This is a genomic window from Streptomyces sp. NPDC026394, assembly GCF_055567735.1.
This window is the reverse complement of record NZ_JBVHPX010000005.1, coordinates 249,341-275,605: the sequence shown is the minus strand read 5'-3', so window position 1 is coordinate 275,605 and position 26,265 is coordinate 249,341. Positions and strand designations below refer to the sequence as shown.

The following is a 26,265-nucleotide window of genomic DNA, read 5'->3' as shown; positions in this document are numbered from 1 at the left end:
CCACGGACCGACACGCCCGCCCGACCCTCCCCGTAGCGCTGTACGGACCGACGCGCCCTCCCCGGACCGTGCGGCGGCGCCGCGCTCACTCCAGCACGCTGCCGATGACCGCCAAGCCCGCCGCGATCTCGGTCGCCGTGCTCGCGGCGTACCCCAGCACCAGCCCTGGCCGTCCAGGGCCCTGTCGGTGCCAGGAGAGCGGCTGCACCTTGACCCCCCGGAGGAGCGCGGCCGCCGCCAGGTCCGTATCGGCGAAGTCCGCGTCGAAGGTCACCGTCAGATGCAGACCCGCCGCCGCGCCCTGCACGACCGCTCCCGGCAGGTGGGTACCGATGGCCCGGATCATCGCGTCACGACGCGCCCGGTGCCGCTTTCGGAGCTGCCGCAGCCGGCGTTCCAGCTCGCCGCTCTCCATCAGGTCGGCCAGCACCCACTGCGGCAGCGCGGCGTTGCCGAGGTCGGTGAACCGCTTGGCGTCCACCAGCGCGCCGTGCAGTTCCGGCGGAGCGACGACCCATCCGGTCCGCAGCGCCGGCGCCAGCAGCTTCGAGACGCTCCCGGCGTAGCAGACGTGCTCGGGCAGCATGGCGCGGAGCGCGGGCACCGGCGGCCGGTCGTAGCGGTGTTCGGCGTCGTAGTCGTCCTCGATGATCAGGCCGTCGCCGTCGGCCGCCCAGCGCATCAGCTCGCGGCGCCGTGCCCCGCCGAGCACCACCCCGGTCGGGAACTGGTGCGCCGGTGTCACCAGGACGGCGGGAGCGCCGGAGGCCCGCAGGTCCCGGACCCGGATGCCGTCGGCGTCGACCGGTACCGGCGGTGTACGCATACCCCAGTACCGGAGGTGCTGGCGGGCCCCGAGCGACCCCGGGTCCTCCACCGCCACTTCGCGAACGCCCCGGCGGCCCAGCACCTGGGCCAGCAGACCGAGCGTCTGCGCGGTGCCGGAGACGATCAGCACCTCGTCCGGGGCGACCGACAGACCGCGGTTGCGGGCCAGCCACTTCGCGACGGCGCGCCGCAGCTCCGGAGTGCCGCGCGGGTCCCCGTACCCGAAGCCGGGGGCGGCGTGCGTGCCGAGCACCCGGCGTTCCGCGCGCGACCACGCGGTACGCGGGAACGAGGCCAGGTCGGGCGTGCCGGGGCTGAGGTCGATCCGGGCCGGTGCCGCCCGCACCGTGTCGAAGACGTCCGCTTCCGGCTCGGTGGTGAACACCGCGCCCGGCGGTGGCGTCTGGGCCGGACGCGCGGGCGCCGGTGCCGCGGCCGCGACGGGAGCGGCGACCACGACCGTGCCGCCGCGGCCGCGGCCGACCGCGTGCCCGTCCTCGATCAGCCGCTGGTACGCCTCGGTGACGACGCCCCGAGAGACCCGGAGTTCCGCTGCGAGCGTGCGGGTGGCCGGCAGCCGGTCGCCCACCGCGAGGCGGCCGTCCGCGACGGCGAGCCGCAGGCGCTGTGCCAGCCAGTCGGACAGACCGCCCGCGGGCGCGTCGGCGGTGTTCAGTTGGAGGAAGTCGGACCCGGCCGTTATGGACCGGTCGGCCGCCACGTCTTTGGATCTGGGCACCGGGCCATTGTCGGCCCAGAGTGGCGGCATGAGAACAGCAACGACGGAGCAGACGACCGGCGGCCCGCACGAGGACAGCCACGCGCTCCGGACTCCCACACCCCGCGAACACCCTTACGTGCACGGGTACTCGGACCATGAGGCCCGGCGGCTCACCGACCAGGCGGACACCCTGGCAGCGCTCCTGCACGCGGGCACGGTGTACGAGGCGGGCAGCCGGGTCCTGGAGGCCGGATGCGGGGTCGGCGCCCAGACCGTGCATCTGGTCGCCTCCAGCCCGGGTGCCCACATCACCGCGGTCGACATCTGCGCGGACTCGCTCGACCAGGCCCGCGCCCGCCTCGCCGCCCGTCCGCACGCGGCGACGGTGCGCTGGCAACAGGCCGACCTGACCGACCTGCCGTACGCCGACGCCTCCTTCGACCACCTCTTCGTCTGCTTCGTCCTGGAGCACCTGCCCGACCCCGCACGGACATTGGCGGACCTGCGGCGCGTCCTGCGGCCGGGCGGCGGCATCACCGTCATCGAGGGGGACCACGGATCGGCGTTCTTCCACCCGGACAGTGCCGAAGCCCACACCGTGATCGGCCACCAGGTCCGACTGCAGGCCGCGGCCGGCGGCGACGCGCTGATCGGCCGGCGGCTGCAGCCGCTGCTGACCGCCGCCGGGTACGCGGGGGTGGCGGTCCGGCCGCGTACGGTCTGCGCCGACGCGACCCGGCCGGGACTGGTGGACAGCTTCACCCGCAACACGTTCATCGCGATGATCGCGGCCGTACGGGACGACGCGCTGGCCGCCGGGCTGACGACCGAGGCCGAGTGGGAGCGCGGCATCCGCGAGCTGCGCCGGACGGCGGAGGACGGCGGAACGTTCCAGTACACCTTCTTCAAGGCCACCGCCGTCAATCCGCCCGTGTGACGCGCCACGCTCTCGCACGTCCGCCCGGCACCCGGGCCTCGGGAGCCGGGCGGACAGACCGCGGGTCCGTCCCTCACCCGAAGGACGGACCCGCACGACGTCACACCGGAGACCGGGGCCCGGCCGGGCCCCGGAAGCGGCCTCGCGGCCTCACCCCACCGACGAGTACGCCACCACGCCCCGCAGCACCGCGTCCACGGCCTTGCGGGCGTTGCGCGCCACCTCCGGGGGTGCGGCGGCGGCGATCTGGCCGAGGATGTCGATCAACTGCTTGCACCAGCGCACGAAGTCGCCGGCCGGCATCTCCGCCTCGCGCAGCACCTCGTCCAGGCCGAATCCGGAGGCCCAGCGGTACGCGGCCCAGGCGAAGCCGAGGTCCGGCTCGCGCTGGCCGACGCCCTCCGCCTGGTTGATCTTGTGGTCCTCCTCCAGGGCGTCCAGTCGGCCCCAGATCCGTACCATCTCGGCGAGCGCGTCCCGCGCCTTGCCCGACGGCAGCTTCGGCGCCACCGCGTCGTCCGCCTGCCGGGCCTCGTAGACCAGGGCCGAGGCGCAGGCGGCCAGTTCGGCGGGGCCGAGCCCGTTCCAGACGCCGGCCCGCAGGCATTCGCTCGCCAGCAGGTCCAGTTCGCCGTAGAGCCGCGCCAGCCGCCGGCCCTCGTCGGTGACCGTGTCACCTTCCAGGTAGTCAAGTCCGGTCAGCAGGGCGCAGATCCGGTCGAAGGTGCGCGCGATGGTGTTCGTACGGCCCTCGATACGGCGCTCCAGCTGCCGCGTGTCACGCAGCAGCCGGTGGTACCGCTCGGCCCACCGCGCGTGGTCCTCGCGCTCGTCGCAGCCGTGGCAGGGATGCGCCCGCAGCTCCGTACGCAGCCGCGCGATCTCCCGGTCGTCGGCCGCCGCCGCCCGCTGCTTGCGGTGCCGCTCCGGCGCGATGTGCCCGGCCTTCGTCCGCAGCGCGGACGCCAGGTCCCGGCGGGACTGCGGGCTGCGCGCGTTGAAGGACTTCGGGATGCGCATCCGGTCCAGGGCCGCCACCGGGACCGGGAAGTCCATCGACGCCAGCCGCTTGACCTGCCGCTCGGCGGTCAGCACCAGCGGCCGGGGGCCGTCGTGCGCGTCGTAGCCGCGGTGCCCGTTGGTGCGCCCCGACGGCATGCCCGGGTCCAGCACCAGCGCCAGCCCCGCGTACTTGCCCGTCGGTACGTGGATCACGTCGCCCGGCCGGAGCTTCTCCAGCGCCGCGGCGGCCGCGGCCCGGCGCTGCGCGGCGCCCTGCTTGGCCAGCTCCGTCTCCCGGTCCTTCAGCTCCCGGCGCAGCCGCGAGTACTCCTCGAAGTCACCGAGGTGGCAGGTCATGGACTCCTTGTAGCCGTCCAGGCCCTCCTCGTTCTTCTGCACCTGCCGCGAGATGCCGACGACCGACTTGTCCGCCTGGAACTGCGCGAACGACATCTCCAGCAGCTCTCGCGAGCGGTGCCGCCCGAACTGCGAGACCAGGTTGACCGCCATGTTGTACGACGGCTTGAAGGACGAGCGCAGCGGATACGTCCGTGTACCGGCCAGGCCGGCCAGGGCGCCCGGGTCCATGCCGCGCTGCCACAGCACCACCGCATGGCCCTCGACGTCGATGCCGCGGCGCCCGGCACGGCCGGTGAGCTGCGTGTACTCGCCGGGGGTGATGTCGGCGTGCTGCTCGCCGTTCCACTTGACCAGCTTCTCCAGGACGACCGAACGGGCGGGCATGTTGATGCCCAGCGCCAGCGTCTCCGTCGCGAAGACGGCCTTGACCAGCCCCTTCAGGAACAGCTCCTCCACGACCTCCTTGAAGGTCGGCAGCATGCCGGCGTGGTGCGCGGCGATACCCCGCTCCAGCCCCTCCAGCCACTCGTAGTAGCCGAGAACGTGCAGGTCCTCATCGGGGATCCCGGCCGTCCGCTCCTCCACGATGGCGCGGACCTCGGCCCGCCCCTCCTGGTCGTTGAGCCGCAGCCCCGAATACAGGCACTGCTGCACAGCCGATTCGCACCCGGCCCGGCTGAAGATGAACGTGATCGCCGGCAGCAGGCCCTCGTTGTCCAGCCGGTCGATCACCTCGGCGCGGCCCGGCGTCCAGATACGGCTGCGCTGCCGCCGCTCGCGCTCGCGGTCCGCCTCCCGCTGGTTGCGGCCCCGGCGCTTGTCCCGGCCGAACGTCGGGCGGCTGTTCTCCATCCGCGCCAGCCGCTCCAGGTCCGGGTTGACCTCCCGGCGCCCGGCACCGGAACGGCCCTCCCGCTCCTCGAAGAGGTCGTACATCCGGCGCCCGGCGAGCACGTGCTGCCACAGCGGCACCGGGCGGTGCTCGGAGACGATCACTTCCGTGTCACCGCGCACCGTGTCCAGCCAGGCGCCGAACTCCTCCGCGTTGGAGACCGTCGCGGACAGCGAGACCAGCGTGACGGACTCCGGCAGGTGAATGATCACCTCTTCCCAGACGGCACCGCGGAAGCGGTCGGAGAGGTAGTGCACCTCGTCCATCACCACGTAACCGAGGCCGTTCAGCGACTGGGAGCCCGCGTACAGCATGTTCCGCAGCACCTCGGTGGTCATCACGACCACCGGCGCCTCGGAGTTGACGCTGTTGTCACCGGTCAGCAGGCCGACCCGGTCCGCGCCGTAGCGCCGAACCAGGTCCTGGTACTTCTGGTTCGACAGCGCCTTGATCGGCGTGGTGTAGAAGCATTTACGGCCCTGCTCCAGGGCCAGGTGGACGGCGAACTCGCCCACGATCGTCTTGCCGGATCCGGTCGGGGCCGCGACCAGCACGCCCTTACCGGCCTCCAGGGCCTGGCACGCCTCGATCTGGAACGGGTCCAGCGCGAAGTCGTACATCTCACGGAAAGGGGCGAGTGCGGTGGCCTGCTCCGCCGCCCGCAACTTGGCGGCGGCGTAGCGCTCAGCAGGGGACATGTCCTCGGTCATCGTGCTTACGAGCCTACCGGCCACCTCTGACAACGAGCCGATCATTATGGACGCCCTTTACCGGCCCTCCCCCGGACACACCACTCCCCCACGCTCACCGGCCGGGGACGCCGGGGCCATCAGGGACGCCGCTATGACCAGCGGCGGGACTGGCGGGGCGAGGTGGTGCGGGGCGAGGGGGCTGCGCGGGGCGAAGTGGTGCGGGGCAGCGGGGAGCGAGGTGGCGCGAAGCGGGGCCGCCCCCGCGCGGTTCCCGGCCGCCGCCCCCGGGTATCCCCCCGCTGGGGGGAAGAGCGCGTTCGATTCGCCCCGTAGGAGCGCCGCCCCCGCACAGCGCCTCGTAGGAGCGCCGCCCCCGCACAGACCGCGGGGCGGCACGCGCTCAACGCGTCACCGCCCCGGTCGTCCCGCCCGCCTCGCGCCACGCCGCCGCCCCCCGGCGACGGCGTCCGCGCTGCGTCGCGCAGCCGCCTTCGTTACGTCGCGTCGTCGAACCCGTTGCGGCGCGGTGCCGGGTCGCCGGTGGCCTGTTCCGGAAGCATCCGGTGGCCGGTGGCGGGGTCGAGTCCGTCGATGCTCTCGGGGGTCAGGTCGAGCTGTGACGCCTCGTCGTCGTCCAGTTCCCGGTCCGGGTCGGAGCGCCGGCGACGGCGGTCGTTGAACAGGCACACACCTACCGCGCCGAAGTACAGGATCACGATCGGGGCCGCGAGCAGGCCCATGGTCAGCGGGTCGCCGGTGGGGGTGGCGATCGCGGCGAAGATGGTGATGCCCAGCACCATGAAGCGCCACCAGCTCAGCACCCGGCGCCCGGTGATCACTCCGCCGAAGTTCAGCAGGATCAGCAGCAGCGGCAGCTCGAAGGCCAGGCCGAAGACCACGACCATGCGCGTGACGATGTCCAGGAACTCGTCCGCCGGGAAGAGGTTGGACCACTCGCTGGGCGTCAGCCCGACCAGCGCGGCGGCCGTGGTGGGCAGGACCGCGTAGGCGAGGTAGGCGCCACCGAGGAACAGCGGGACGCCCGCCGCCACGAAGCTGAGCGCGTACTTCTTCTCGGTGTTGTGCAGGCCGGGTGCGAGGAACGCCCACAGCTGGTAGAGCCAGACCGGGCTGGCGATGACGACACCCGTGGTGAGCGACACCTTGAGCAGGATCGTGAAGGGCGCCAGCATGCCCTGAGCCGTGATCTGCGCGCAGGGGTGGCCCGGCGGCGTGCCGGCGGACGTCCCACGCGGGCAGCCGACGCTCTCGATGACCGGGCCCGTGATGAAGTGGGCGATGTCCTTGTAGTAGAGCATGGCCACGGCAGTGACCACGCCGATCGCAAGGACCGACTTCAGCAGTCGGTTGCGCAGCTCACGCAGGTGTTCCGCGAGCGGCATCCGCCCCTCGGGGTCCTTTTGCTGTTTGCGGGCAGACTTGAGCAACCCACGTCCTCGTCTCGTGCATCAGCCGCCACCGGCCGACCGGGCCGGCGGAGCTGGGTCGGCTCCGGTCAGCTGTGGGTGGTGCGGTTCGGCTCGGCGACGGGACGCGAGCTGTTCACATCGCCCGGGGCCGCCTGGATCGTCCGCGGCGCGGCCTGGGAGTCGGCGGAGGAGGCGTCCTTGCCGGCGGCCTCGCCGTCGCCGCCTTCCTTCTTCATGGCCTTGGCCTCGCTCTTGAGGATGCGGGCCGACTTGCCGAGCGAACGTGCCATGTCCGGGAGCTTCTTCGCGCCGAACAGCAGCACAATGACGACGAGGATCAGAATGATCTCGGGGGCCCTGAGGTTGCTGAGCATGTGCGACTACCTTCTCGCCGGGTCGGCGTCTACTTCGGTGCCTGCCGTGGGGGTCGGACGGGCGTGCTAGTGCTGACAGCGATCGTAACGTTCGGCGGTGAACGGGCGGCAAGGGACGTGCGTACCGTAGGTTTCCGCCCCCGCCTCGCGGTCTGAACTGCGAACAGCAGCGTACCGCCCGCACACCCGTAGCAGCAGGGTGCGGTATCAGTCCCGAAGGGATTCGTGGGCTCGCGAGGCCAGCGGTACGGCCGCCCGCTCCAGGTCCTGCGCGGCCCGCTGGATGCGCTCCGAGGTCTGTCCGACCTGGCGGGCCAGCCGTCGTACCTCCACGAAGACGCGGACGGCGAGGACGCCGAGGACGGCGATGCCGAGGAAGCCGAGGGCGATGGCGATCATGGGCCAGAGCATGGGGCGAAGCCTATCGGGGGGTACGAGCGTGACAGATGACACATATAAAGGGTCATGTCGGACGGATGGACTCGGTGGCCGGGCACCTCAGCCCATGTGCAGCCGCAGGGTCCGGACCCCGCCGCCGGTGAGCAGCTCGACGATCCGCTCCCCCGCCGGTTTGCGGACCGCGCTGCCGCAGTCCGGGCAGGTGAAGGAGTAGAAGGTGGTATGACTGCTGGCGCCGATGGCCAGGCGCAGCGCGTCCGACGCCAGCTCGAAGCAGCCCCGGCAGTCGGGGCAGGCCGCCTTGAAGAGCACCGGGCCGGTCAGGGTCGTGGGCATCCCGCCCGCCATGGTCGTCGTCATCGTGCCGCCGCCCTCCGCGTCCTATTCGCCGTACGCCGCGAGCGCCTGCCGGGACGCCTGGCGCGCGCTGTCCGCCAGGGCCTGCGGCGAGACGATGCGGCCGTCCCGGCCCAGGCGCAGCGCGAGCCGCCGCAGCGAGGCGGGGTCGGGGGTACGCAGGGTGATGCGCAGGCCGCCGTCCGGCAGCTCCTCGGCGCTGTCGTGCGGGTAGTACTCGGCCACCCAGCGTCCGCCGGGCGCCACCTCGATGACGACCTCGGGGTCCTCGGCCGCGGGCTGCACCAGCCCTTCGGACAGGTCGCGCAGTTCGACGGGCGGCGGGTCGGCGGGGGCGTCCAGCAGTTTGATCTCGGCGACCCGGTCGAGCCGGAAGGTACGGCGCGCCTCCGAGAGGCGGCACCACGCCTCGACGTAGGTGTGGCCCACCGCGAACAGCCGGATCGGGTCCACCTCGCGCTCGGTCAGCTCGTCGCGCGCGGGTGAGTAGTAGCGCAGCCACAGCCGGCGGCGCTCGGCGATGGCCCGGTCGACGTCGGCGAAGACGCCGCCCTCCGACTCGAAGGTGACCGACACCCGGGAGCTGGCGCCGGCCGCCTCGCCCGCCGCGGCCTCCAGCTTGGCGGTGGCGCGCAGCAGCGCCTGCCGGTCGCCCTCGCGCAGTCCGGGCAGGGTGGCCACGGCGCGGGCCGCGACCAGCAGGGCGGTCGCCTCGTCGGCGGCCAGCCGCAACGGCTCGGCGACGTCGTCGGGGTTGTGCCACCAGATGCGGTCGCCGTCGGTGTCGATGTCGAGCAGGTCGCCGCCGCGGAAGCTCGTACCGCACATCGGCAGCACGTCGAGGTCGCCGATCAGCTCGTCCTCGGAGATGCCGAAGGCGCGGGCGACGTCGGAGACGCGGGCGCCGGGGCGCTCGCGGAGGTAGGTGACCAGCGACAGCATCCGCCGGGTCTGGTCGATCGCGTTGGTAGCCATGGAGTGTGCGTCCCGTCCCTCTCAGCCCTTGGCCACGGCGCGCAGCCGGTCCACGACGTCGGCCCGCAGCTCGGCGGGTTCCAGCACCACGACGTCGGGGCCGAACTCGACCAGCCAGGCGTCGAGCCCGTGCCCGTACGGGATCTCCAGTTCATCCCAGCCGTCGCCCAGCTCGCGGATGCTCAGCGCGCGGGCGCGCAGCGGGTAGCCGTGGTCGGTGCGCAGTCTGATCCGGGCGGTGCCGGTGGCGGTCTCCCCCGCCCAGCTCTCCACCGTCTCGCGGACGGTGACGTGGTCGGGCACCTCGGCGGTGAACTTCCCCTGCCGGGAGCGGACCTTGCCGGTGATGCGGGAGAGCCGGAAGACCCGTTCGGCCTGCCGTTCACGGTCCCAGCCGGCGAGGTACCAGTGGCCGCGCCAGCACTCCAGTATCCACGGTTCCACCTGCCGCTGCTCGGGGCGGGCGGCGTTGGACTTGCGGTAGTCGAAGACGACGGGCCGGCGGTCGCGGCAGGCGAGCATCAGCGGCTCGAAGGCGGCCTCGTGGGCGGGGATGCGGGGTTCCAGGGCGCTGTGCGGCTGCTGCGCCTCGAAGCTGCCGTCGTCCTGGAAGGGCACGCCGGCCGCGCGCAGCTTCTGCAGTGCGCCACTGGCGGCGCCGGCCAGCCGGGCCTGCTGCCAGATCTTGGCGGCGAGTCCCAGGGCGGCGGCCTCGGCGGCGTCCAGGGTGATCGGGGGGAGGCGGTTGCTGTCGCGGCGCGCGAGGTAGCCGGTCTCCCCGTCCAGTCCTTCGACGGTCTCGATGACCAGGCCGAGTTCGCGCAGGTCGTCCTTGTCGCGCTCGAACATCCGGTTGAAGGAGTCGTCGCTGCCCGTACCCGCGTCCCCGGAGCCGAACGTCTCCACGTACGCCTCGATGGAGGACCGCAGTTCACGTTTGGTCAGCGGGCGACGGGTGCCCAGAAGGCACAGCGCCAGATTCATCAGCCGCTCGGCCTTGGCAATGGCCATCGACGCCCTTTCTTGTCGGACTCCCGACCGATGACCGTACCGCTCCGGGGACCTGCGGCAAAGCCGAGGGTCCGGACCGTGACGGGCGGCGGGGGCGGCGGGCGCCCGGCGGGCAAGGACGAGGGCCCGTGCCGGGTGGCACGGGCCCTCGGTGCGGGCCGGCCGCCGCTGTGCCGCGGCCGGCTGCCGTCGTTCTCAGGCGGAGATCAGGTCACAGACGAAGATCAGCGTCTCGCCCGGCGCGATACGGCCGCCACCGGCGCCGCGGTCGCCGTAGGCCAGGTGCGGGGGGATGGTCAGCCGGCGGCGGCCGCCGACCTTCATGCCCTGCACGCCCTGGTCCCAGCCGGAGATGACCTGGCCGGCACCGAGCTGGAACTCCAGCGGGTTGCCGCGGTTCCAGCTCGCGTCGAACTCCTCGCCGGAGCTGAAGGAGACTCCCACGTAGTGGACCTTGACGAAGTCCCCGGCCTTGGCGACCGGCCCGTCACCCTCCCACAGGTCCACGATCTCCAGGTCGGTGGGGACCGGACCGTCAGGGAAGTCGATCTCGGGCTTGTCGATGTTCACGAAAGTGCTCCTACGAAAGAATCTGCACAGCTACCCGCACAGTCTGGCAGATCATGTTCAGACGGTGCCGACGATGTCGACGGAGAACACCAGGGTGTTCTTCGCCAGCTCGCTCTGCGGATTCGCGCCGTAGCCCAGCTTCGGCGGAATCACGATCTCCACCCGGTCACCGACGTTCTTGCCGACCAGGGCCTGGTCCCAGCCCTTGACGACGGCACCGGTGCCGATCTGGAAGGCGGTGGCGCCGCCGTGGTCCCAGGAGGAGTCGAACTTCTTGCCGTCCTCCCACTTCACACCGGTGTACTGCGCGATCAGGCCGTCGCCGGCCTTGACCTTCGGGCCCTTGCCCTTGACCAGCACCTGCTCCTTGAGCTCGGTGGGCGCCTTCTCCCCCTTGGGGACGGTGATCGTCGCGGCCTTCTCGCCCTCCGCCTTCACCTCGGGCATGCCCTCCTCCGGCGCCGCCTGCTCGCCCTCGGACTTGCCCTTCTTGTCGGCCTTGCCCGCGCCGACCACGTCCACGACCCACACCAGGCCGTCCTCGGGCTTGATGCCGGACTGCGGGTTCAGGTTCTCGCCGACCAGCGCCTTGGCGGTGCCCTCGACCTCGAAGCGGCTGCCGACCTTCTGGCCCGCGACCGCCTCCATCACCTTCTGCGGCAGCTGCTGCTGGGTCGGCTGGTCACTGATCTCGCCGACGATCTGCGTGCGCGGCGCCTTCGCGTCCGCACCGGGCTGCTTGGTCCAGGTGCTGCCGAGGTTCTGGCCGGTCTTCATGGCCTGCGCCGCGAAGTCCAGACGTACGTAGTCGCCCTTCTTGACCTCCGCGCCCGAGCCCTCGTGCAGCGTCTTGGTGACCGCCTCGCCGGGCGCCTTGGCGTCCTTCGGGACGGTGATCTTGGGCTGCTCCCCGGGCTTCCCCTCCACCTTGGCGACCGCGGCGGCCGACGACCCCTTGCCGTCATCGGACCCACAGGCGGCGGTGAACAGCAGGAGGGGAACGGTCAGCGCCGCGGCGGCGGCGCGGCGGGTGTTCTTCGTGAAGTTCATGAAGTCCAACTCGGGGTCGTGGGGTGGGTGGGCGATGCCCGCCACTCTACGACCTGACCCTGAGTGCGTTTCCCCGTGCGACACAACGACACAGCGGCGCCGCACCGCAGAGTGCCGGGAGCGCGGGCGCTCCCGGCACCGGCACGACCGAGCCGTCACCGTATCCGGTGATACACCGGATACGGTGACGAACCGGACTCACATCCCCGCGATCAGCTTTTCCACCCGGTCGTCCACGGACCGGAACGGGTCCTTGCACAGCACCGTGCGCTGCGCCTGGTCGTTGAGCTTCAGATGCACCCAGTCCACGGTGAAGTCGCGGCGCTGCTCCTGCGCCCGGCGGATGAAATCACCGCGCAGCCGGGCCCGGGTGGTCTGCGGCGGCACCGACTTGCCCTCGAAGATCTTCAAGTCGTTGCAGATACGGGCCGCCTGGCCCTTCCGCTCCAGGAGGTAGTAGAGGCCCCGGCGGCGGTGGATGTCGTGGTAGGCGAGGTCTATCTGCGCCACCCGCGGATGCGACATGGTGATGTTGTTCTTGGCGCGGTAGCGCTCGATGAGCTGGTACTTCATCACCCAGTCGATCTCGGTGGAGATCCGGTCGAGGTCCTCTTCGCGTACGGCTTCGAGGGTGCGGCCCCACAGTTCCAGGACCTGTTCGACCGTGCCCGTACGGATACCGCGCCGTTCTACGAAGTCCACCGCCTTCTCGTAGTACTCCTGCTGGACCTCCAGGGCGGACGCCTCCCGGCCGCTGGCCAGCCGCACCTTGCGCCGGCCCGTTATGTCGTGGCTGACCTCCCGGATGGCCCGGATCGGGTTCTCCAGGGTCAGGTCGCGCATCACCGTGCCCGCCTCGATCATGCGCAGGACGAGGTCGGTGGCGCCGACCTTCAGCAGCATGGTCGTCTCGGACATGTTGGAGTCGCCGACGATGACGTGGAGCCGGCGGTAGCGCTCCGCGTCGGCGTGCGGTTCGTCGCGGGTGTTGATGATCGGACGGGAGCGGGTCGTCGCCGAGGAGACGCCCTCCCAGATGTGCTCGGCGCGCTGGCTCACGCAGTAGACGGCCCCGCGCGGTGTCTGCAGGACCTTGCCCGCGCCGCAGAGCAGCTGACGGGTCACCAGGAACGGAATGAGAATGTCCGCGAGCCGGGAGAACTCCCCGTGCCGGGCCACGAGATAGTTTTCGTGGCAACCATAGGAGTTTCCGGCGGAATCGGTGTTGTTCTTGAAGAGATAGACGTCGCCCGCGATTCCTTCCTCGTGCAGGCGGCGCTCGGCGTCGACCAGCAGACCTTCGAGAATGCGCTCGCCGGCCTTGTCGTGGGTGACCAGCTCGGTCACGTTGTCGCACTCGGGAGTTGCGTATTCCGGGTGCGATCCCACGTCCAGGTACAGGCGGGCGCCGTTCCGCAGGAAGACATTGCTGCTGCGGCCCCATGACACGACACGGCGGAAGAGGTACCGAGCCACCTCGTCAGGAGACAGTCGGCGCTGTCCCCTGAACGTGCATGTGACGCCGTACTCGTTCTCCAGCCCGAAAATGCGGCGGTCCATGACTGAACATTACGCCTGATGGCCTGCTCTGAAACCGGGTTGGGCGGCCTCGTTCCGATCATTTTCCGCCGTGGCCTGCACAGCATCGCTCACGACGCCACGTCCACGGGGAGAAAGAAAGCGCTTTGTCGACAGGAGTACGAGCAGTGCGGCGACACCGCCCGCCCCCGCCACACCGAACCCGGCGGCCGGGCCGCCCCGCTCCACCGCGGGCCCGACCACCGTCATCCCCAGCGCGGACCCGACCCCGAACGTCGTCACCAGCCAGGAGAACGCCTCGGTGACCGTCCCCCTGGGCGCGTGTCCGTCCACGACGACGAACGCGCACGCCAGCGCCGGCGCCAGAAACACCCCCGCCACCCCCGTCAGCAGCGTCATCCCCACCACGCCCGGCGTCAGCGCGAGCGGCAGGTAGCCCAGCGCCAGCAGCGCCACCAGCAGCCGCAGCCGGTTCTCCGGGTGGCCGGGCCACTGCCGCGCGCCGTACACCACCCCGCCCAGAAGGGCGCCCACGCCGAGCGCGGACAGCAGGTAGCTGGAGACCATTCCGCCGCCGTGCTCGTCGGCGTACGCGACCGCCGCCACCGCGATGGACCCGAGCGCCAGCCCCACGAAGAAGAACGAGGCGATCAGCACCAGCATCCCGGAGGACCGCAGGGCCCCGAGCCAGTGCGCCTCACGCGGCGCGCTGCGCCACTGCCGCGAAGGCGCGGAGGCGACCACGGAGAGCGCGCCGAGCACCCCGATCACGTTGATCACCAGCAGCGCCCACCGCTCGGACCAGAGCGCCACACACATCGTCACCAGCAGCGGGCCCACCGCGAAGAGCACTTCCTGCGCCACCGCGTCCAGCGCGTACGCGGCATGGACCCGGTCCGCGCGCTTGAGCACCCCCGGCCACAGCGCCCGCAGCCCGCCCTCCAGCGGGGGCGTGAAGAACCCGGCTATCACCATGGCCGCGTACGCCACGGGCAGCGGATCGAGACCGACGACCGCCAGCAGCGCCATGCCCAGGGCGGAGACCACGGCCGAGGGCAGCATCACGCGCGGCTGCCCGTACACGTCCACCGCGCGCCCCAGGAGCGGCTGCCCGATCGCGTTGCACACCCCGTACACGGCGGAGAGGACGCCCGCGAGGACGTAGCTGCCGCCCTCGGCGCGGGTGAAGAGCACGACGGCGAGCGGTCCGGTCGCGTTCGGCAGCCGGCCGACCAGCGTTCCGGCCAGCAGCCGGGCCGCGTGGCGCGTCCTCAGCAGTTCCGCGTACCCAGCGGCCATGCCCGCCTCTTCTCCCCTGGCACGGCCAGGAAGTGTTACGTATAACGTGCGGCGTCATACGTACCATGGACGCAACCCGCGGGTCCACACCGCGACGTACGACGCGAGGAGCCCGGCCCCGGTGACCACCCACGAGCAGCCGACAGCAGCGCGTCCCGGCGCCCCCTCCGCACCCCGTGTCACCAGCCGCGACGTCGCCCGTGCCGCCGGCGTCTCGCAGGCCGCCGTCTCCCTCGTGCTGGGCGGCAAATGGCGCGGCCGCGTCTCACCCCGCAAAGCCGACGCGGTACGCACCGCCGCACGCGACCTCGGCTACCGCCCCAACCTTGCCGCGCGCAACCTGCGGACCGGCCGCACCCGCACCGCCCTGCTCGTCGTCCCCGCCTTGACCAGCGAGTACTTCGCCCGCGTCTACACCGGCGCGGCGCGCGCGGCCGCCGACCACGGCTTCGGTGTCGTCCTGTACCCCTCCCCCGAGGGCATCGGCCCGGCCCGGGACCCCTTCGCCTCGGCGCGCGCGGCACTCGACGGCGTCATCGCCTCCTCCATGGCCACCGACGCCCTGACGGCCATGCGCGGCGAGGAGCTGCCGCTGGTCATGCTCGACAGCGATCCGGACGACGCCCAGGCCACCGCGACCGTCAACCCCGACATCGCCGACGGCGTCCGGCGGCTCACCGCGCATCTGCTCGCCCTCGGCCACCGCCGCATCACCCACCTCGCCGCCGCCATCGACTCCTGGACCTTCCACGTACGGTCCGCCGCCTTCGCCGAGGCGCTGCGCGGCGTCCCGGACGCGGACGTGCGCAGCGAGCCCGCCGCGCTCAGCGTGGAAGCCGGTCTGCACGCGGCCCACGCGGCCCTGACCCGGCCGGGCCCCCGCCCGACCGCCCTCCTGTGCGACGACGACCTGCTGGCGGCCGGCGCCTGCAAGGCGGCTCGCCGGCTGGGCCTGCGGGTGCCGGAGGACGTCTCCGTCACCGGCCTCGACGACCTGGCGCTGGCCATGGCCGTGGAACCGGAACTGACGACCGTACGACTGCCCGCCGAGGAGGTCGGTGCCGCCGGGATGCGCGCCCTGATGACCGCCCTGGACGGCGGCGCGCCGGAGACCGTGACACTGCCCGTCGAACTGCTCGTGCGCGGCTCGACGGCGCCACCGCCGTAGGGAAACGGTGCCGCCGCTGCAGCGGGCGCGGGCAAGACGGCCGCAGCGGCCCCGGAACGCGGCGCGCCCCGGCGGGTGCATACCCACCGGGGCGCGAGAAGGCCCGTGCCGTACGGACGGCGGCGCGTAAGGACGGCGGCGTACGGTCCCGCCGTACGCCGACCGTGTCGCGTCACGACGTGCCGGAGCCGCCTTCGGAGCCGGAAGTGCCCTCGGCGTCCGCGGAGTCCGAGGCGTCGTCCGCGGCTTCCCCGGAGGCCGCGGTGCCGTGCTCCTCCAGCAGCCGGGAGAGCTGACGGCCCAGGATCCGCTTGAACTTCCGCTGCTGCGGACGCGTTCGGTCCAGGGTCGCGACCTCCAACTGGTCGGCGGCCAGGGTGCGTTCACCGCCGTTGTTGTCGCGGGAGAGCGACTCGACGGCCAGCTTCAGCGCCTCGTCCAGCGTCATGCCGTCGCGGTGTCGCTGATCGAGGTAGCTGCTGATCTGATCGGCGTTGCCGCCGACCGCGACCGAGCCGTGCTCGTCCACGATCGAACCGTCGTGCGGCAGCCGGTAGATCTGGTCGTCCTCGGGGGCGTTGCCCACCTCCGCGACGATCAGCTCCACCTCGTAGGGCTTCTCGGCGGCGCTGGAGAAGATCGAGCCGAGGGTCTGGGCGTAGACATTGGCAAGGCCGCGGGCGGTCACGTCCGCGCGGTCGTAGGTATAGCCGCGCAGGTCGGCGTAGCGCACACCGCCGATGCGCAGATTCTCGAACTCGTTGTACTTGCCGACCGCCGCGAAGGCGATGCGGTCGTAGATCTCGCTGACCTTGTGCAGGGCCCGGGAGGGATTCTCGGCGACGAAGACCACGCCGTCGGTGTACTGCAGCACCACGACGCTGCGGCCGCGCGCGATACCCTTGCGGGCGTACTCCGCCCGGTCGGCCATGGCCTGCTGGGGTGAGACATAGAACGGCGTCGACACCGGCTATCCGTCCCTTTCTGTCAATGACTCTCTCAGTGGCGCGTGCATGGCGGTCTCCCGTCCTCAGAGCAGCGCGGCACGCGGGCCGTCGGGCCGGTCGAGCCGCTGCTCGTGGATGGCGCGGGCGATCTCCGACACCTCCGCCTCGGTGTACCGCTTGAAGCCCTCGTCGGTGATCACCGTGACGATCGGGTAGATCCGTCGGGCCATGTCCGGGCCGCCGGTCGCCGAGTCGTCGTCCGCGGCGTCGTACAGCGCCTGGACCACGGCCGTGGCGGCCTGGTTCTCCGTGAGGTCGTCGCGGTAGAGCTTCTTGAGGGCACCGCGCGCGAAGACCGAGCCGGAGCCCGTCGAGGCGAAGCCGTGCTCCTCCGAGCGCCCGCCGGTCACATCGTACGAGAAGATGCGGCCCTTCTCGCGGTCCACGTCCCAGCCGGCGAACAGCGGCACCACGGCCAGGCCCTGCATGGCCATGCCGAGGTTGCTGCGGATCATCGTCGAGAGACGGTTCGCCTTGCCCTCCAGGGAGAGTTGGGCGCCCTCGACCTTCTCGAAGTGCTCCAGCTCCAGCTGGAAGAGCCTGACCATCTCGACCGCGAGACCGGCCGTGCCGGCGATGCCGACGGCGGAGTACTCGTCGGCCGGGAAGACCTTCTCGATGTCGCGCTGCGCGATGACGTTGCCCATCGTCGCGCGGCGGTCACCGGCGAGCACCACCCCGCCGGGGAACGACGCCGCGACGATCGTGGTGCCGTGCGGCGCCTCGATGGTCCCCTGCACGGGCAGCGGCGGACGCCGGCCCGGCAGCAGTTCCGGCGCGTGCTCCCCGAGGAAGTCCATGAACGACGAGGACCCGGACGTCAGGAAGGCAGCTGGTAGATGCCCGGCGTTACGAGTGTTGGCTTCCACACGTTTCCTTCCGGATATTCGGCCGCCGCCCCAGGACGTCCGGCCGATCCTTGAATTGGCCCAGCGCTGCGTTGCAGCTGAAGCACAGTACGTCCCGGACCTTACCTGTCCTGCGGTCATGATCCACATGCACGCGGGAACGGACCGGACGACGGCAGCGGCGGCCCTTCACCTTCCGGCCCCCACGACCGTGCGCCGACACCCGGGACGGCTTGTGCGTACGCGCTCGCCGAGCGCGCGTACCGGCGATTCCGGGAGCACGCGGCAGCCTGTGCGGCCGCACGCTCCCGGAGCCGGAGCCGGGGACCGTCACGCCGGTTCGCGCACACGGCTCGCGCGGCGTGCGCGGACCGTGCTGGCCCGCTGCGTCCGCACGTCCGGTGCGCCGGCCGCCGACGGAACCCGGCGATCGGTTACTGTCCGCCCTTTTGCACGAACGACCGCACGAAATCCTCGGCGTTCTCTTCGAGCACGTCGTCGATCTCGTCCAGCACGGAGTCGACGTCGTCCGACAGCTTCTCCTGCCGCTCCTTGAGATCGTCCGCGGCCTGCGCGTCCTGCGACTGCTCCTCGACCTCCTCGGTCGAACGCGTCGCCTTCTGCTGTCCGCCGCCGGTGTCCTTGGTCGCCATGTCCCTCACCCCGCTCGGTTCGCCCCGCTCGATGTGACTGTCAAGATCAGACCCTACAAGGAAGGTCTGACATCGGCCCTGTTCTCGGTCGTCTTCGTACAACGTCCGGGAGTCACCCCGATGATTCCCGGACGGGGGACCTTTAGCCCCGGATCGGGTGCCCGATCCGGCCCGCCGTCACCCTCCGGACAGGACCCGCACCAGGTCCTCGGCCGTACGGCACCGGTCGAGCAGCTCTTTCACGTGGTTACGCGTGCCGCGCAGCGGTTCGAGCGTCGGCACCCGTTGCAGAGAGTCACGGCCCGGCAGATCGAAGATCACCGAGTCCCAGGAGGCCGCCGCCACGTCGTCCGCGTACTGCTCCAGGCACCGGCCGCGGAAGTACGCCCGGGTGTCCTCCGGCGGCGCCTGGACGGCCCGCGCCACCTCCTCGTCGGTCAGCAGGCGCTTCATCTTGCCGCGGGCCGCGAGACGGTTGTAGAGGCCCTTGTCGGCCCGTACGTCGGCGTACTGGAGGTCGACGAGGTGGAGGCGGGCCGCGTCCCACTCCACGCCGTCCCGGCGCCGGTAGCCCTCCATCAACTCCCGCTTGGCCACCCAGTCCAGTTCGCCGGACAGGCTCATCGGGTCGTGCTCCAGGCGCCCCAGCACGTCCTCCCAGCGGGCCAGGACGTCCTTGGTCTGCTCGTCGGCGTCCGCGCCGAGCCGGTCCTCCACGTACTTGCGCGCCAGCTCGAAGTACTCCATCTGGAGTTGTACGGCGGTCAGGGTCCGGCCGCTGCGCAGGGTGATCAGGTGGCGCAGCGTCGGGTCGTGGGAGACCTGGTGGAGGGTGCGTACGGGCTGGTCGACGGCGAGATCGACGGCGATGAAGCCGTCCTCGATCATGGACAGGACCAGCGCCGTGGTGCCCAGCTTCAGGTACGTGGAGATCTCGGAGAGGTTCGCGTCGCCGATGATCACGTGCAGCCTGCGGTACTTCTCGGCGTCGGAGTGCGGCTCGTCGCGGGTGTTGATGATGGGCCGCTTGAGGGTGGTCTCCAGACCGACCTCGACCTCGAAGTAGTCGGCCCGCTGGCTGATCTGGAAGCCGTGCTCGTGGCCGTCCTGGCCGATGCCGACCCGGCCGGCGCCGGCGTAGACCTGGCGGGAGACGAAGAAGGGCGTCAGATGCCGCACGATGTCCGAGAACGGGGTCTCCCGCTTCATCAGGTAGTTCTCGTGCGTGCCGTAGGAGGCGCCCTTGTTGTCGGTGTTGTTCTTGTAGAGGTGGATGGGCTGGGCGCCGGGGACCTGGGCCGCGCGCTCGGCGGCCTCGGCCATGATGCGCTCCCCCGCCTTGTCCCAGAGCACCGCGTCGCGCGGGTTGGTGACCTCCGGCGAGCTGTACTCCGGATGCGCGTGGTCGACGTACAGACGTGCCCCGTTGGTGAGGATCACATTGGCCAGCCCGATGTCCTCGTCGGTGAGCTGGCTGGCGTCGGCGTTCTCGCGGGCGAGGTCGAAGCCTCGGGCGTCCCGCAGCGGGTTCTCCTCCTCGAAGTCCCAGCGGGCGCGTCGCGCCCGTTGCATCGCCGCCGCGTACGCGTTGACGACCTGGGACGAGGTGAGCATGGCATTGGCGTTCGGGTGGCCGGGGACGGAGATCCCGTACTCCGTCTCGATTCCCATTACTCGCCGTACGGTCATGCGGCCCTCCTTGCCCGGCGGCGCCCCCGGATGGGGTCGGCGCTCAAGTACCGCTGCGCTTCCGGTCCGTGTGCGGCCCCCGCTTCCGCAGTGCGTGACGCGGCGGTACCGAAGAGCCTAGAACGCCTTTGCGGCGCTGGGGAGATCATTACAGTCATTGCTCCAGTCCGGTTTTCACCTGCTCCGTCGCAGCCTTCCGGGGATCACCCGCGGAGCCCCGGAAACGCGTCCGGCTGCGGACGCCCCGTGCAGGACATCCGCAGCCGGTCGGCGGTGTTACAGGTATTGGCCGGTATTCGCCACCGTGTCGATGGAGCGGCCGGTGTCCGCGCCCTGCTTGCCGGTGACCAGGGTGCGGATGTAAACGATCCGCTCGCCCTTCTTGCCGGAGATGCGGGCCCAGTCGTCCGGGTTGGTGGTGTTGGGCAGGTCCTCGTTCTCCTTGAACTCGTCCACGCACGCCTGGAGCAGGTGGGCGACGCGAAGACCCTTCTGGTTGTGTTCGAGGAATGCCTTGATGGCCATCTTCTTGGCGCGTCCGACGATGTTTTCGATCATTGCGCCGGAGTTGAAGTCCTTGAAGTACAGGACTTCCTTGTCACCGTTGGCGTAGGTGACCTCCAGGAAGCGGTTCTCCTCGGATTCCGCGTACATCTGCTCGACGACCGACTGGATCATCGCGCTGACCGCGGCCTTGCGGGAGTCGCCGTGCTCGCCGAGGTCGTCGGCGTGCAGCGGCAGGCGCTCGGTGAGGTACTTCGAGAAGATGTCCTTGGCGGCCTCGGCGTCCGGACGCTCGATCTTGATCTTGACGTCCAGCCGGCCGGGGCGCAGGATCGCCGGGTCGATCATGTCCTCGCGGTTGGAGGCACCGATGACGATGACGTTCTCCAGGCCCTCCACGCCGTCGATCTCGGAGAGCAGCTGCGGGACGATGGTGTTCTCCACGTCCGAGCTGACTCCGGACCCGCGGGTGCGGAAGAGGGAGTCCATCTCGTCGAAGAAGACGATGACGGGGGTGCCCTCGCTCGCCTTCTCCCGGGCCCGCTGGAAGACGAGGCGGATGTGCCGCTCCGTCTCACCGACGTACTTGTTCAGCAGCTCGGGGCCCTTGATGTTGAGGAAGAAGCTCTTCCCCGCGGGCTGGCCGGTCACCTCGGCGACCTTCTTGGCGAGCGAGTTGGCGACCGCCTTGGCGATGAGCGTCTTGCCGCAGCCGGGCGGTCCGTAGAGCAGTACGCCCTTGGGCGGGCGCAGTTCGTGCTCCTTGAACAGGTCGGGGTAGAGGTACGGGAGCTCGACCGCGTCGCGGATCAGTTCGATCTGGCCGCCCAGACCGCCGATCTTCGTGTAGTCGATGTCCGGGACCTCTTCGAGGACGAGCTCCTCGACCTCGCTCTTGGGAATGACCTCGTAGACATAGCCGGAGCGGGGCTCCAGGAGCAGGGCGTCGCCGGCGCGGATGTTGATGTCCAGCAGCGGCTCGGCGAGCCGCACCACCCGCTCCTCGTCGGTGTGCCCGATGACCAGGGCGCGCTCGCCGTCCTCAAGGATCTCCTTGAGGGTGACGATGTCCCCGGCGTTCTCGTACTCCATGGCCTCGACCACGTTGAGCGCTTCGTTGAGCATGACCTCCTGGCCACGCCGCAGCTCGTCGAGGTCCACGCTGGGACTGACGTTCACCCGGAGTTTTCGGCCTCCGGTGAAGATGTCGGCCGTACCGTCCTCGTTCGCCTGCAGGAAGACGCCGAAACCGGCCGGCGGCTGCGCGAGCCGGTCGACCTCTTCCTTGAGGGCCACGATCTGGTCACGCGCCTCGCGCAGGGTGTTGGCGAGTCGCTCGTTCTGTGCCGAAACACCGGCCAGGTTGGTCTGCAGCTCGACGATCCGCTCTTCGAGAATCCTCGTGTGACGCGGAGAGTCGGCGAGCTTGCGTCGCAGGACGGCGATCTCCTGCTCAAGATAGGCAACCTGACCGGCAGGGTCGTCGGACCCCCGCCCCGGCCGGATGCCGCGGTTGATGTCGTCGTCGTGGGCTGCCACGGTCCTCACCTCCTCCAAGGGGAGCTGGACGCTTCCTGACCCTACCTGGGCCGGTGCAGGTTGAAACCCCTAGATCGAAAAGACTGTCGGGGTGTGTCCGATCTTCACCCTTGCGCACGTCCTCACCTCAGGGGGATACCCACCCAACAACATCAGAAAGCGGACGGTTGTATCGTCGAGACGGTCAACACCCGTCAGGGTGGGCCCCATTTGATTCACGTACGCAGGAACGGCAGGCGAGATGACGGCGCAGGACGAAGCACTGGAGGTCTGGATCGACCAGGACCTCTGCACCGGCGACGGCATCTGTGCGCAGTACGCGCCGGAGGTCTTCGAACTCGACATCGACGGTCTGGCTTATGTGAAAAGCGCCGACGACGAGCTGCTCCAGGACAAGGGGGCCACCACCCCCGTCCCGCTGCCGCTGCTCAACGACGTACGGGACTCCGCGAAGGAATGCCCGGGCGACTGCATCCACGTACGCCGCGTCGCGGACCGGGTGGAGGTCTACGGCCCGGACGCGGAGTAGTCGCCGTGTGACCGATCACACACGCTCGGTGTCGGAAGAGGCGGGAAGTTCGCTCCGGACGAACTTCCCGCCTTTCCATTGCCACTTGGTCGGCACCCGGACGTCCGGGCAGCAGCGCGGCACGCCGGTCGAGGAGTAGCCCAGGAGTGTCGCGGCGACCACACCGTCGCGTACGGCGAAACCGTCCACGCTGCGCTGCTGTGCGGGCGCGAGAAGGGTCGCGACGACCCGCGGGGCTCCCTTGCCCGCCTTGCCCCCCGCGGGGCCGGTGAGGACGTACACGCCGCTGGGCGGGGTGCCCGTCTCGGTGTGGCAGCGCACCACGGCGACGGTCTCGGAGCTGCCGTCGCCGTCCAGGTCGCCGCTGGCGCTGTCCACCACGTCGAGGCGGTTCGGGCCGCAGTCCACCGGATAGGCCGCGGCGCGCGGGTCGGGGGCCGGGGCGGCGGCCGCGCGGGCGGCGGAGGCGGCGTCGGTGGTGGCCGTGGCGTCGGGAGGCTGGACGAAGGACGCGGCCGCGACCACCGCCGCCAGGGCGGCAGCGGTGGCGAGCCAGTGCAGGGCGCGGGTGCGGGTGTGCGGAAGGTCCTGGCCGGCCGTGAACTGCACGCGGGGTAACTCCTGTGAAGAGCTGTGGCGGTGGGAGTGCCCAGCATCGTTCCACAGGCCGGGCCGCCGGGGAACACTCGGGCGGGGTTTCCCGCCGGGCCTCCACCCGCTGAACGCGACGGCGCCGCCGACGGTTCCCGTGGGGCGGGAACTGGTCGGCGGCGCCGGACGGTTCGAGGGGGCGTGCGAGGCGGGCCGGCCGCGCTGGCCGGGGCGTGCGCCGGGTCAGCCGCGCTCCGCGCCCCCGCTGGAGCTGCCGGGACCGGAGTAGTCCTCGCCGTACGCGCCCTTGGCCGGGCGACGGCGGCGCAGCGGCGGCTCGACACCGTCCGCGAGACGGCGGGCGGTCAGCAGGAAGCCGGTGTGCCCGATCATGCGATGGTCGGGGCGGACGGCCAGGCCCTCGACGTGCCAGGTGCGGACCATGGTCTCCCAGGCCGACGGCTCGTTGAAGGTGCCGTGCTCGCGGATGGCCTCGACGGTACGGGCCAGCTGCGTCGTGGTGGCCACGTACGCGCACAGGATGCCGCCCGGGACGAGCGCCTTGGAGACGGCCTCCAGGCACTCCCAGGGGGCGAGCATGTCCAGGATGACCCGGTCGACGTCGGTGTCGGAGAGGTTGTCCTGGAGGTCACCGACGGTGAGTGTCCACGCCGGGTGCGGACCGCCGAAGTACCGCTCGACGTTCTGCGTGGCGATCTCGGCGAAGTCGGCGCGCCGCTCGTAGCTGTGCAGCATGCCCTGGTCGCCGATGGCGCGCAGCAGGAAGCTGCTGAGCGAGCCGGACCCCACCCCCGCCTCGACGACGCGGGCGCCGGGGAAGATGTCGGCCATCGCCAGGATCTGCCCCGCGTCCTTGGGGTAGACCACGGCGGCGCCGCGGGGCATGGACAGGACGTAGTCGGGGAGCAGCGGGCGCAGCGCGAGGTAGGCGACGTTCCCGGTGGTACGGACAACACTGCCCTCGGGAGCACCGATCAGCTCGTCGTGGGGGAAGGCTCCCTTGTGGGTGTGGAAGCTCTTGCCCTCTTCGAGCGTGAACGTGTAGTGGCGTCCCTTGGGATCGGTGAGCTGGACCTGGTCCCCGACCTTGAAGGGCCCGCGACGGCGGGCGGCACCGGTCGGTTCGGACATGTGACCAGCCTACCGGGCGTGAGGGGTGCTCCGTACCAGGGTGGGGGCGGGGCCAAGGGGAGGGCGCGGGGGCAGGGAGAGGGCACGGGGGCGGGGAGAGGTCGCGGGGGCGGGGCGTGGGCGGGGTGCGGGCTGGGTACGGGGCTCGGCCGGGCGCGTGGTGGTCGTCCGGCCGTACGGGCGGGGGGCGCGTGCCGGTGGTTACGGGCCGGGGCGCGTGCCGAGGTTACGGGCGAGGCCGGGGCCCGGGGGCCGGGGCCCCGGGCAGTCGCCCGCCGTACGGGGCCGGACTGGGACGCGTGGCGGCCGCCCGCCATACGGGGCGGAGCGCGAACACCCCCAGCGGGGGCTTACCCAGGAGCGGCGGGCACCAAGCCGCCGAGCCGGGCCGAGTGGGACCGGGACGAAGTCCGGAGGCGGGCCCGGGGCCCGGGGCAGTCGCCCGCCGTACGGGGCCGGACTGGGACGTATGGCGACCGCCCGCCACACGGGGCGGAGCGCGAACGTCCCCCAGCAGGGGCTTACCCAGAGGCGGCGGGCACCAAGCCGCCGAGCCGAACCGAGTGAGCCCGGGACGAAGCCCGGAGGCGAGGCGGGGCCGGGGCAGGGGCCCGGAGGCGGTATGGAGCCGAGGCCGGATTCCGGAGGCGGGACGGAGCCTGAGCCGCAATCCGGGAGCGCGCCGAAACACGGGGGTCGGCCGGCGCCGGGAGGGGTGGGCCGGCGCCCGGAGGGGTGGGCTGGGCGGCGTGGGCGGCCGCCTTACGGGGCGGGTGTGGTCGTCCCCCCAGCGGGGGCTTACCCGGGCGGGCGGGGCGGGAACCGTGTGGCAGCGGTCAGGACGGGCGGGCCATGGCGGCGACGAAGGCGCGTTCGACGTCGGCGGTGGACAGGACTCCGTAGATCTCGCCGGTCTCCTCGACCACCAGGTACTCGGTGGCGGGGGTGGCGCGCAGGTAGTCCAGCAGGTCCTCGCCGGCCAGTTCGGCGGAGACCCGCATCCCGTCCTTGAGGTCCTGGGCGAGGCCGCTGACGGCGACCCAGGGGCGGCGGTGCTCGGGGACGCCGACGATGGCCGTCTCGCGGACCACGGCGGTGGGCCGGCCCACCCGGTCCACGACGACCAGGGCGCGCGCGCCCGCGTCGTTGGCGCGGCGCAGGGCCTCGGAGAGCGGGGTGTCGGCCTCCACCGGGACGGCGCGCCGGGTGAGGGTGCGGGCCTGGAGGTCCGGGAGGCGTTCGCGCAGGCGGGCCATGCGCAGGCTGTTGCCCGCGCCGGTCCAGATGATCGCGGCGAGGATCGCGGCGAGCAGCGCGTCGGTGATCGAGTCGGCGCCGCCGAGGTCGGTGGGGGTGTTGCCCAGGGCGCCGGTGTGGGTGAGCAGCGGCAGGCCGATCAGGACGGAGACGGCGAGCGCGCGGCCGACCCAGGCGGCGGCGACGGTGCCGGTCATCGGCTTGCCGGTGAGCTTCCACACGACGGCGCGGAGCATCCGGCCGCCGTCGAGCGGGAGGCCGGGCAGCAGGTTGAAGACGGCGACGATGAGGTTGGAGATCATCAGCCCGGCGAGCAGCACACCGGGTACGGTGCCGGGCTCGACCACCTTCATCGCGCCGTAGAAGACGCCCGCGAGGACCAGCGAGAGCAGCGGGCCGACGAAGGCCAGGACGAACTCGCGGCCGGGCGTCTCGGACTCCTTCTCGATCTCGGAGACACCACCGAAGAACTGGAGCTGGATACGGCGCACGGGGAGCTTGAAGCGCAGCGCGGCGACGGTGTGCGCCAGCTCGTGGACGAGCACCGAGGCGTAGAAGGCGACGGCGAAGAAGAGCGAGACGAGGTAACGGGCGGAGCCGAGCTCCGGCAGGATCCGTTCGAGCTGGCCGCCGAAGACCCAGGTGATCAGGGCGGCGACGACGAACCAGCTGGGGGCCACGTAGACCGGTACGCCGAAGGGGCGGCCCATGAGGATGCCGCCGCCGGTGCGCCTGCCCCGGCCTTCCTTGGCCGGGCGCTGCGCGGAGGGGCGGTTCCCGGACGGCCTCGTACGGCCGGTGGCGCGGGCCGGGTCGGACGGTCCGGGCGGGTCGGGCGGTCCGTGGTGCGCGGACTCCTCAGGGTCCTGCGACTTCCCACTCTCGTCCACGG

23 protein-coding genes and 1 pseudogene are annotated in these 26,265 nt (G+C 71.5%); 3 read left to right on the top strand and 21 right to left on the bottom strand.

Going from position 1 to position 26,265, the window contains the following annotated elements; all coding sequences use genetic code 11:
* Nucleotides 1–85: 85 nt before the first annotated feature.
* On the bottom strand, nt 86–1,597 hold the full coding sequence (gene pdxR / locus ACZ4QV_RS14915) for a MocR-like pyridoxine biosynthesis transcription factor PdxR (protein ID WP_467762953.1): 1,512 nt from the start codon (nt 1,595–1,597) through the stop codon (nt 86–88).
* Between pdxR and ACZ4QV_RS14910 the strand changes: the two genes are divergently transcribed.
* Nucleotides 1,596–2,486, top strand: coding sequence for a methyltransferase domain-containing protein (locus ACZ4QV_RS14910; protein ID WP_361154058.1), 891 nt, complete (start codon nt 1,596–1,598; stop codon nt 2,484–2,486). The two genes, pdxR and ACZ4QV_RS14910, sit on opposite strands and share 2 nt — an antisense overlap.
* A 150-nt stretch (nt 2,487–2,636) precedes the next feature.
* Here the strand turns inward: ACZ4QV_RS14910 and ACZ4QV_RS14905 are convergent, their stop codons facing one another.
* The 11 genes from ACZ4QV_RS14905 to ACZ4QV_RS14855 form a co-directional block, all read right to left on the bottom strand.
* Complete coding sequence (locus tag ACZ4QV_RS14905) at nt 2,637–5,450, bottom strand: DEAD/DEAH box helicase (protein ID WP_361587257.1); 2,814 nt, start codon at nt 5,448–5,450, stop codon at nt 2,637–2,639.
* 476 nt (nt 5,451–5,926) lie between these two features.
* A complete protein-coding gene (gene tatC / locus ACZ4QV_RS14900; RefSeq protein WP_361587259.1) occupies nt 5,927–6,835 on the bottom strand; it encodes a twin-arginine translocase subunit TatC in 909 nt (302 codons plus the stop codon).
* Between the two features lie 113 nt (nt 6,836–6,948).
* Nucleotides 6,949–7,236: a Sec-independent protein translocase subunit TatA gene (tatA, locus tag ACZ4QV_RS14895; protein WP_361154066.1), complete on the bottom strand. Its 288-nt coding sequence runs from the start codon at nt 7,234–7,236 to the stop codon at nt 6,949–6,951.
* 207 nt (nt 7,237–7,443) lie between these two features.
* On the bottom strand, nt 7,444–7,647 hold the full coding sequence (locus tag ACZ4QV_RS14890) for a J domain-containing protein (protein ID WP_361154068.1): 204 nt from the start codon (nt 7,645–7,647) through the stop codon (nt 7,444–7,446).
* Nucleotides 7,648–7,734: 87 nt separating this feature from the next.
* Nucleotides 7,735–7,995, bottom strand: a complete 261-nt coding sequence (locus ACZ4QV_RS14885; RefSeq protein ID WP_467762952.1) for a hypothetical protein — start codon at nt 7,993–7,995, stop codon at nt 7,735–7,737.
* 21 nt (nt 7,996–8,016) lie between these two features.
* Nucleotides 8,017–8,967, bottom strand: coding sequence for a helix-turn-helix transcriptional regulator (locus ACZ4QV_RS14880; protein ID WP_031011131.1), 951 nt, complete (start codon nt 8,965–8,967; stop codon nt 8,017–8,019).
* A gap of 21 nt (nt 8,968–8,988) precedes the next feature.
* Nucleotides 8,989–9,978, bottom strand: coding sequence for a helix-turn-helix transcriptional regulator (locus tag ACZ4QV_RS14875; protein WP_361154073.1), 990 nt, complete (start codon nt 9,976–9,978; stop codon nt 8,989–8,991).
* Nucleotides 9,979–10,173: 195 nt separating this feature from the next.
* Complete coding sequence (locus ACZ4QV_RS14870; protein ID WP_361154076.1) at nt 10,174–10,548, bottom strand: FKBP-type peptidyl-prolyl cis-trans isomerase; 375 nt, start codon at nt 10,546–10,548, stop codon at nt 10,174–10,176.
* Nucleotides 10,549–10,605: 57 nt separating this feature from the next.
* On the bottom strand, nt 10,606–11,598 hold the full coding sequence (locus ACZ4QV_RS14865; protein WP_361154573.1) for an FKBP-type peptidyl-prolyl cis-trans isomerase: 993 nt from the start codon (nt 11,596–11,598) through the stop codon (nt 10,606–10,608).
* A 198-nt stretch (nt 11,599–11,796) separates the two neighbouring features.
* A complete protein-coding gene (pafA, locus tag ACZ4QV_RS14860; RefSeq protein ID WP_361154079.1) occupies nt 11,797–13,158 on the bottom strand; it encodes a Pup--protein ligase in 1,362 nt (453 codons plus the stop codon).
* Nucleotides 13,159–13,167: 9 nt separating this feature from the next.
* Nucleotides 13,168–14,436 (bottom strand): MFS transporter, encoded by a 1,269-nt coding sequence (locus ACZ4QV_RS14855; protein ID WP_361617128.1) that lies wholly within the window; start codon nt 14,434–14,436, stop codon nt 13,168–13,170.
* Between the two features lie 46 nt (nt 14,437–14,482).
* Between ACZ4QV_RS14855 and ACZ4QV_RS14850 the strand changes: the two genes are divergently transcribed.
* Nucleotides 14,483–15,604: a LacI family DNA-binding transcriptional regulator gene (locus tag ACZ4QV_RS14850; protein WP_467762951.1), complete on the top strand. Its 1,122-nt coding sequence runs from the start codon at nt 14,483–14,485 to the stop codon at nt 15,602–15,604.
* Between the two features lie 172 nt (nt 15,605–15,776).
* On the opposite strand, the gene prcA is transcribed toward ACZ4QV_RS14850, so the two are convergent.
* From prcA to arc, 6 genes and pseudogenes are all read right to left on the bottom strand, one after another.
* On the bottom strand, nt 15,777–16,571 hold the full coding sequence (prcA, locus tag ACZ4QV_RS14845; protein WP_467762950.1) for a proteasome subunit alpha: 795 nt from the start codon (nt 16,569–16,571) through the stop codon (nt 15,777–15,779).
* Nucleotides 16,572–16,634: 63 nt separating this feature from the next.
* Nucleotides 16,635–17,480, bottom strand: a complete 846-nt coding sequence (gene prcB / locus ACZ4QV_RS14840) for a proteasome subunit beta (RefSeq protein ID WP_361154088.1) — start codon at nt 17,478–17,480, stop codon at nt 16,635–16,637.
* Nucleotides 17,432–17,610: pseudogene (locus tag ACZ4QV_RS14835) on the bottom strand (endonuclease domain-containing protein); the annotation flags it as partial. The gene prcB and the pseudogene ACZ4QV_RS14835, both read right to left, overlap by 49 nt.
* A 283-nt stretch (nt 17,611–17,893) precedes the next feature.
* On the bottom strand, nt 17,894–18,112 hold the full coding sequence (locus ACZ4QV_RS14830; protein ID WP_003981605.1) for a ubiquitin-like protein Pup: 219 nt from the start codon (nt 18,110–18,112) through the stop codon (nt 17,894–17,896).
* Nucleotides 18,113–18,289: 177 nt separating this feature from the next.
* Nucleotides 18,290–19,801 (bottom strand): depupylase/deamidase Dop, encoded by a 1,512-nt coding sequence (gene dop / locus ACZ4QV_RS14825; RefSeq protein ID WP_361154094.1) that lies wholly within the window; start codon nt 19,799–19,801, stop codon nt 18,290–18,292.
* A 276-nt stretch (nt 19,802–20,077) separates the two neighbouring features.
* Nucleotides 20,078–21,844, bottom strand: a complete 1,767-nt coding sequence (gene arc / locus ACZ4QV_RS14820) for a proteasome ATPase (protein WP_125057258.1) — start codon at nt 21,842–21,844, stop codon at nt 20,078–20,080.
* A gap of 241 nt (nt 21,845–22,085) precedes the next feature.
* Between arc and ACZ4QV_RS14815 the strand changes: the two genes are divergently transcribed.
* Nucleotides 22,086–22,373, top strand: coding sequence for a ferredoxin (locus ACZ4QV_RS14815; protein WP_030017428.1), 288 nt, complete (start codon nt 22,086–22,088; stop codon nt 22,371–22,373).
* A gap of 15 nt (nt 22,374–22,388) precedes the next feature.
* On the opposite strand, the gene ACZ4QV_RS14810 is transcribed toward ACZ4QV_RS14815, so the two are convergent.
* The 3 genes from ACZ4QV_RS14810 to ACZ4QV_RS14800 form a co-directional block, all read right to left on the bottom strand.
* Nucleotides 22,389–22,982 carry a hypothetical protein gene (locus ACZ4QV_RS14810; RefSeq protein WP_361154097.1) on the bottom strand — a complete coding sequence of 198 codons (594 nt, stop codon included), beginning with the start codon at nt 22,980–22,982 and terminating at the stop codon, nt 22,389–22,391.
* Nucleotides 22,983–23,207: 225 nt separating this feature from the next.
* On the bottom strand, nt 23,208–24,116 hold the full coding sequence (locus ACZ4QV_RS14805; RefSeq protein WP_003981600.1) for a tRNA (adenine-N1)-methyltransferase: 909 nt from the start codon (nt 24,114–24,116) through the stop codon (nt 23,208–23,210).
* An 836-nt stretch (nt 24,117–24,952) separates the two neighbouring features.
* Nucleotides 24,953–26,263 carry a site-2 protease family protein gene (locus tag ACZ4QV_RS14800; protein WP_361154100.1) on the bottom strand — a complete coding sequence of 437 codons (1,311 nt, stop codon included), beginning with the start codon at nt 26,261–26,263 and terminating at the stop codon, nt 24,953–24,955.
* Nucleotides 26,264–26,265: the final 2 nt, after the last annotated feature.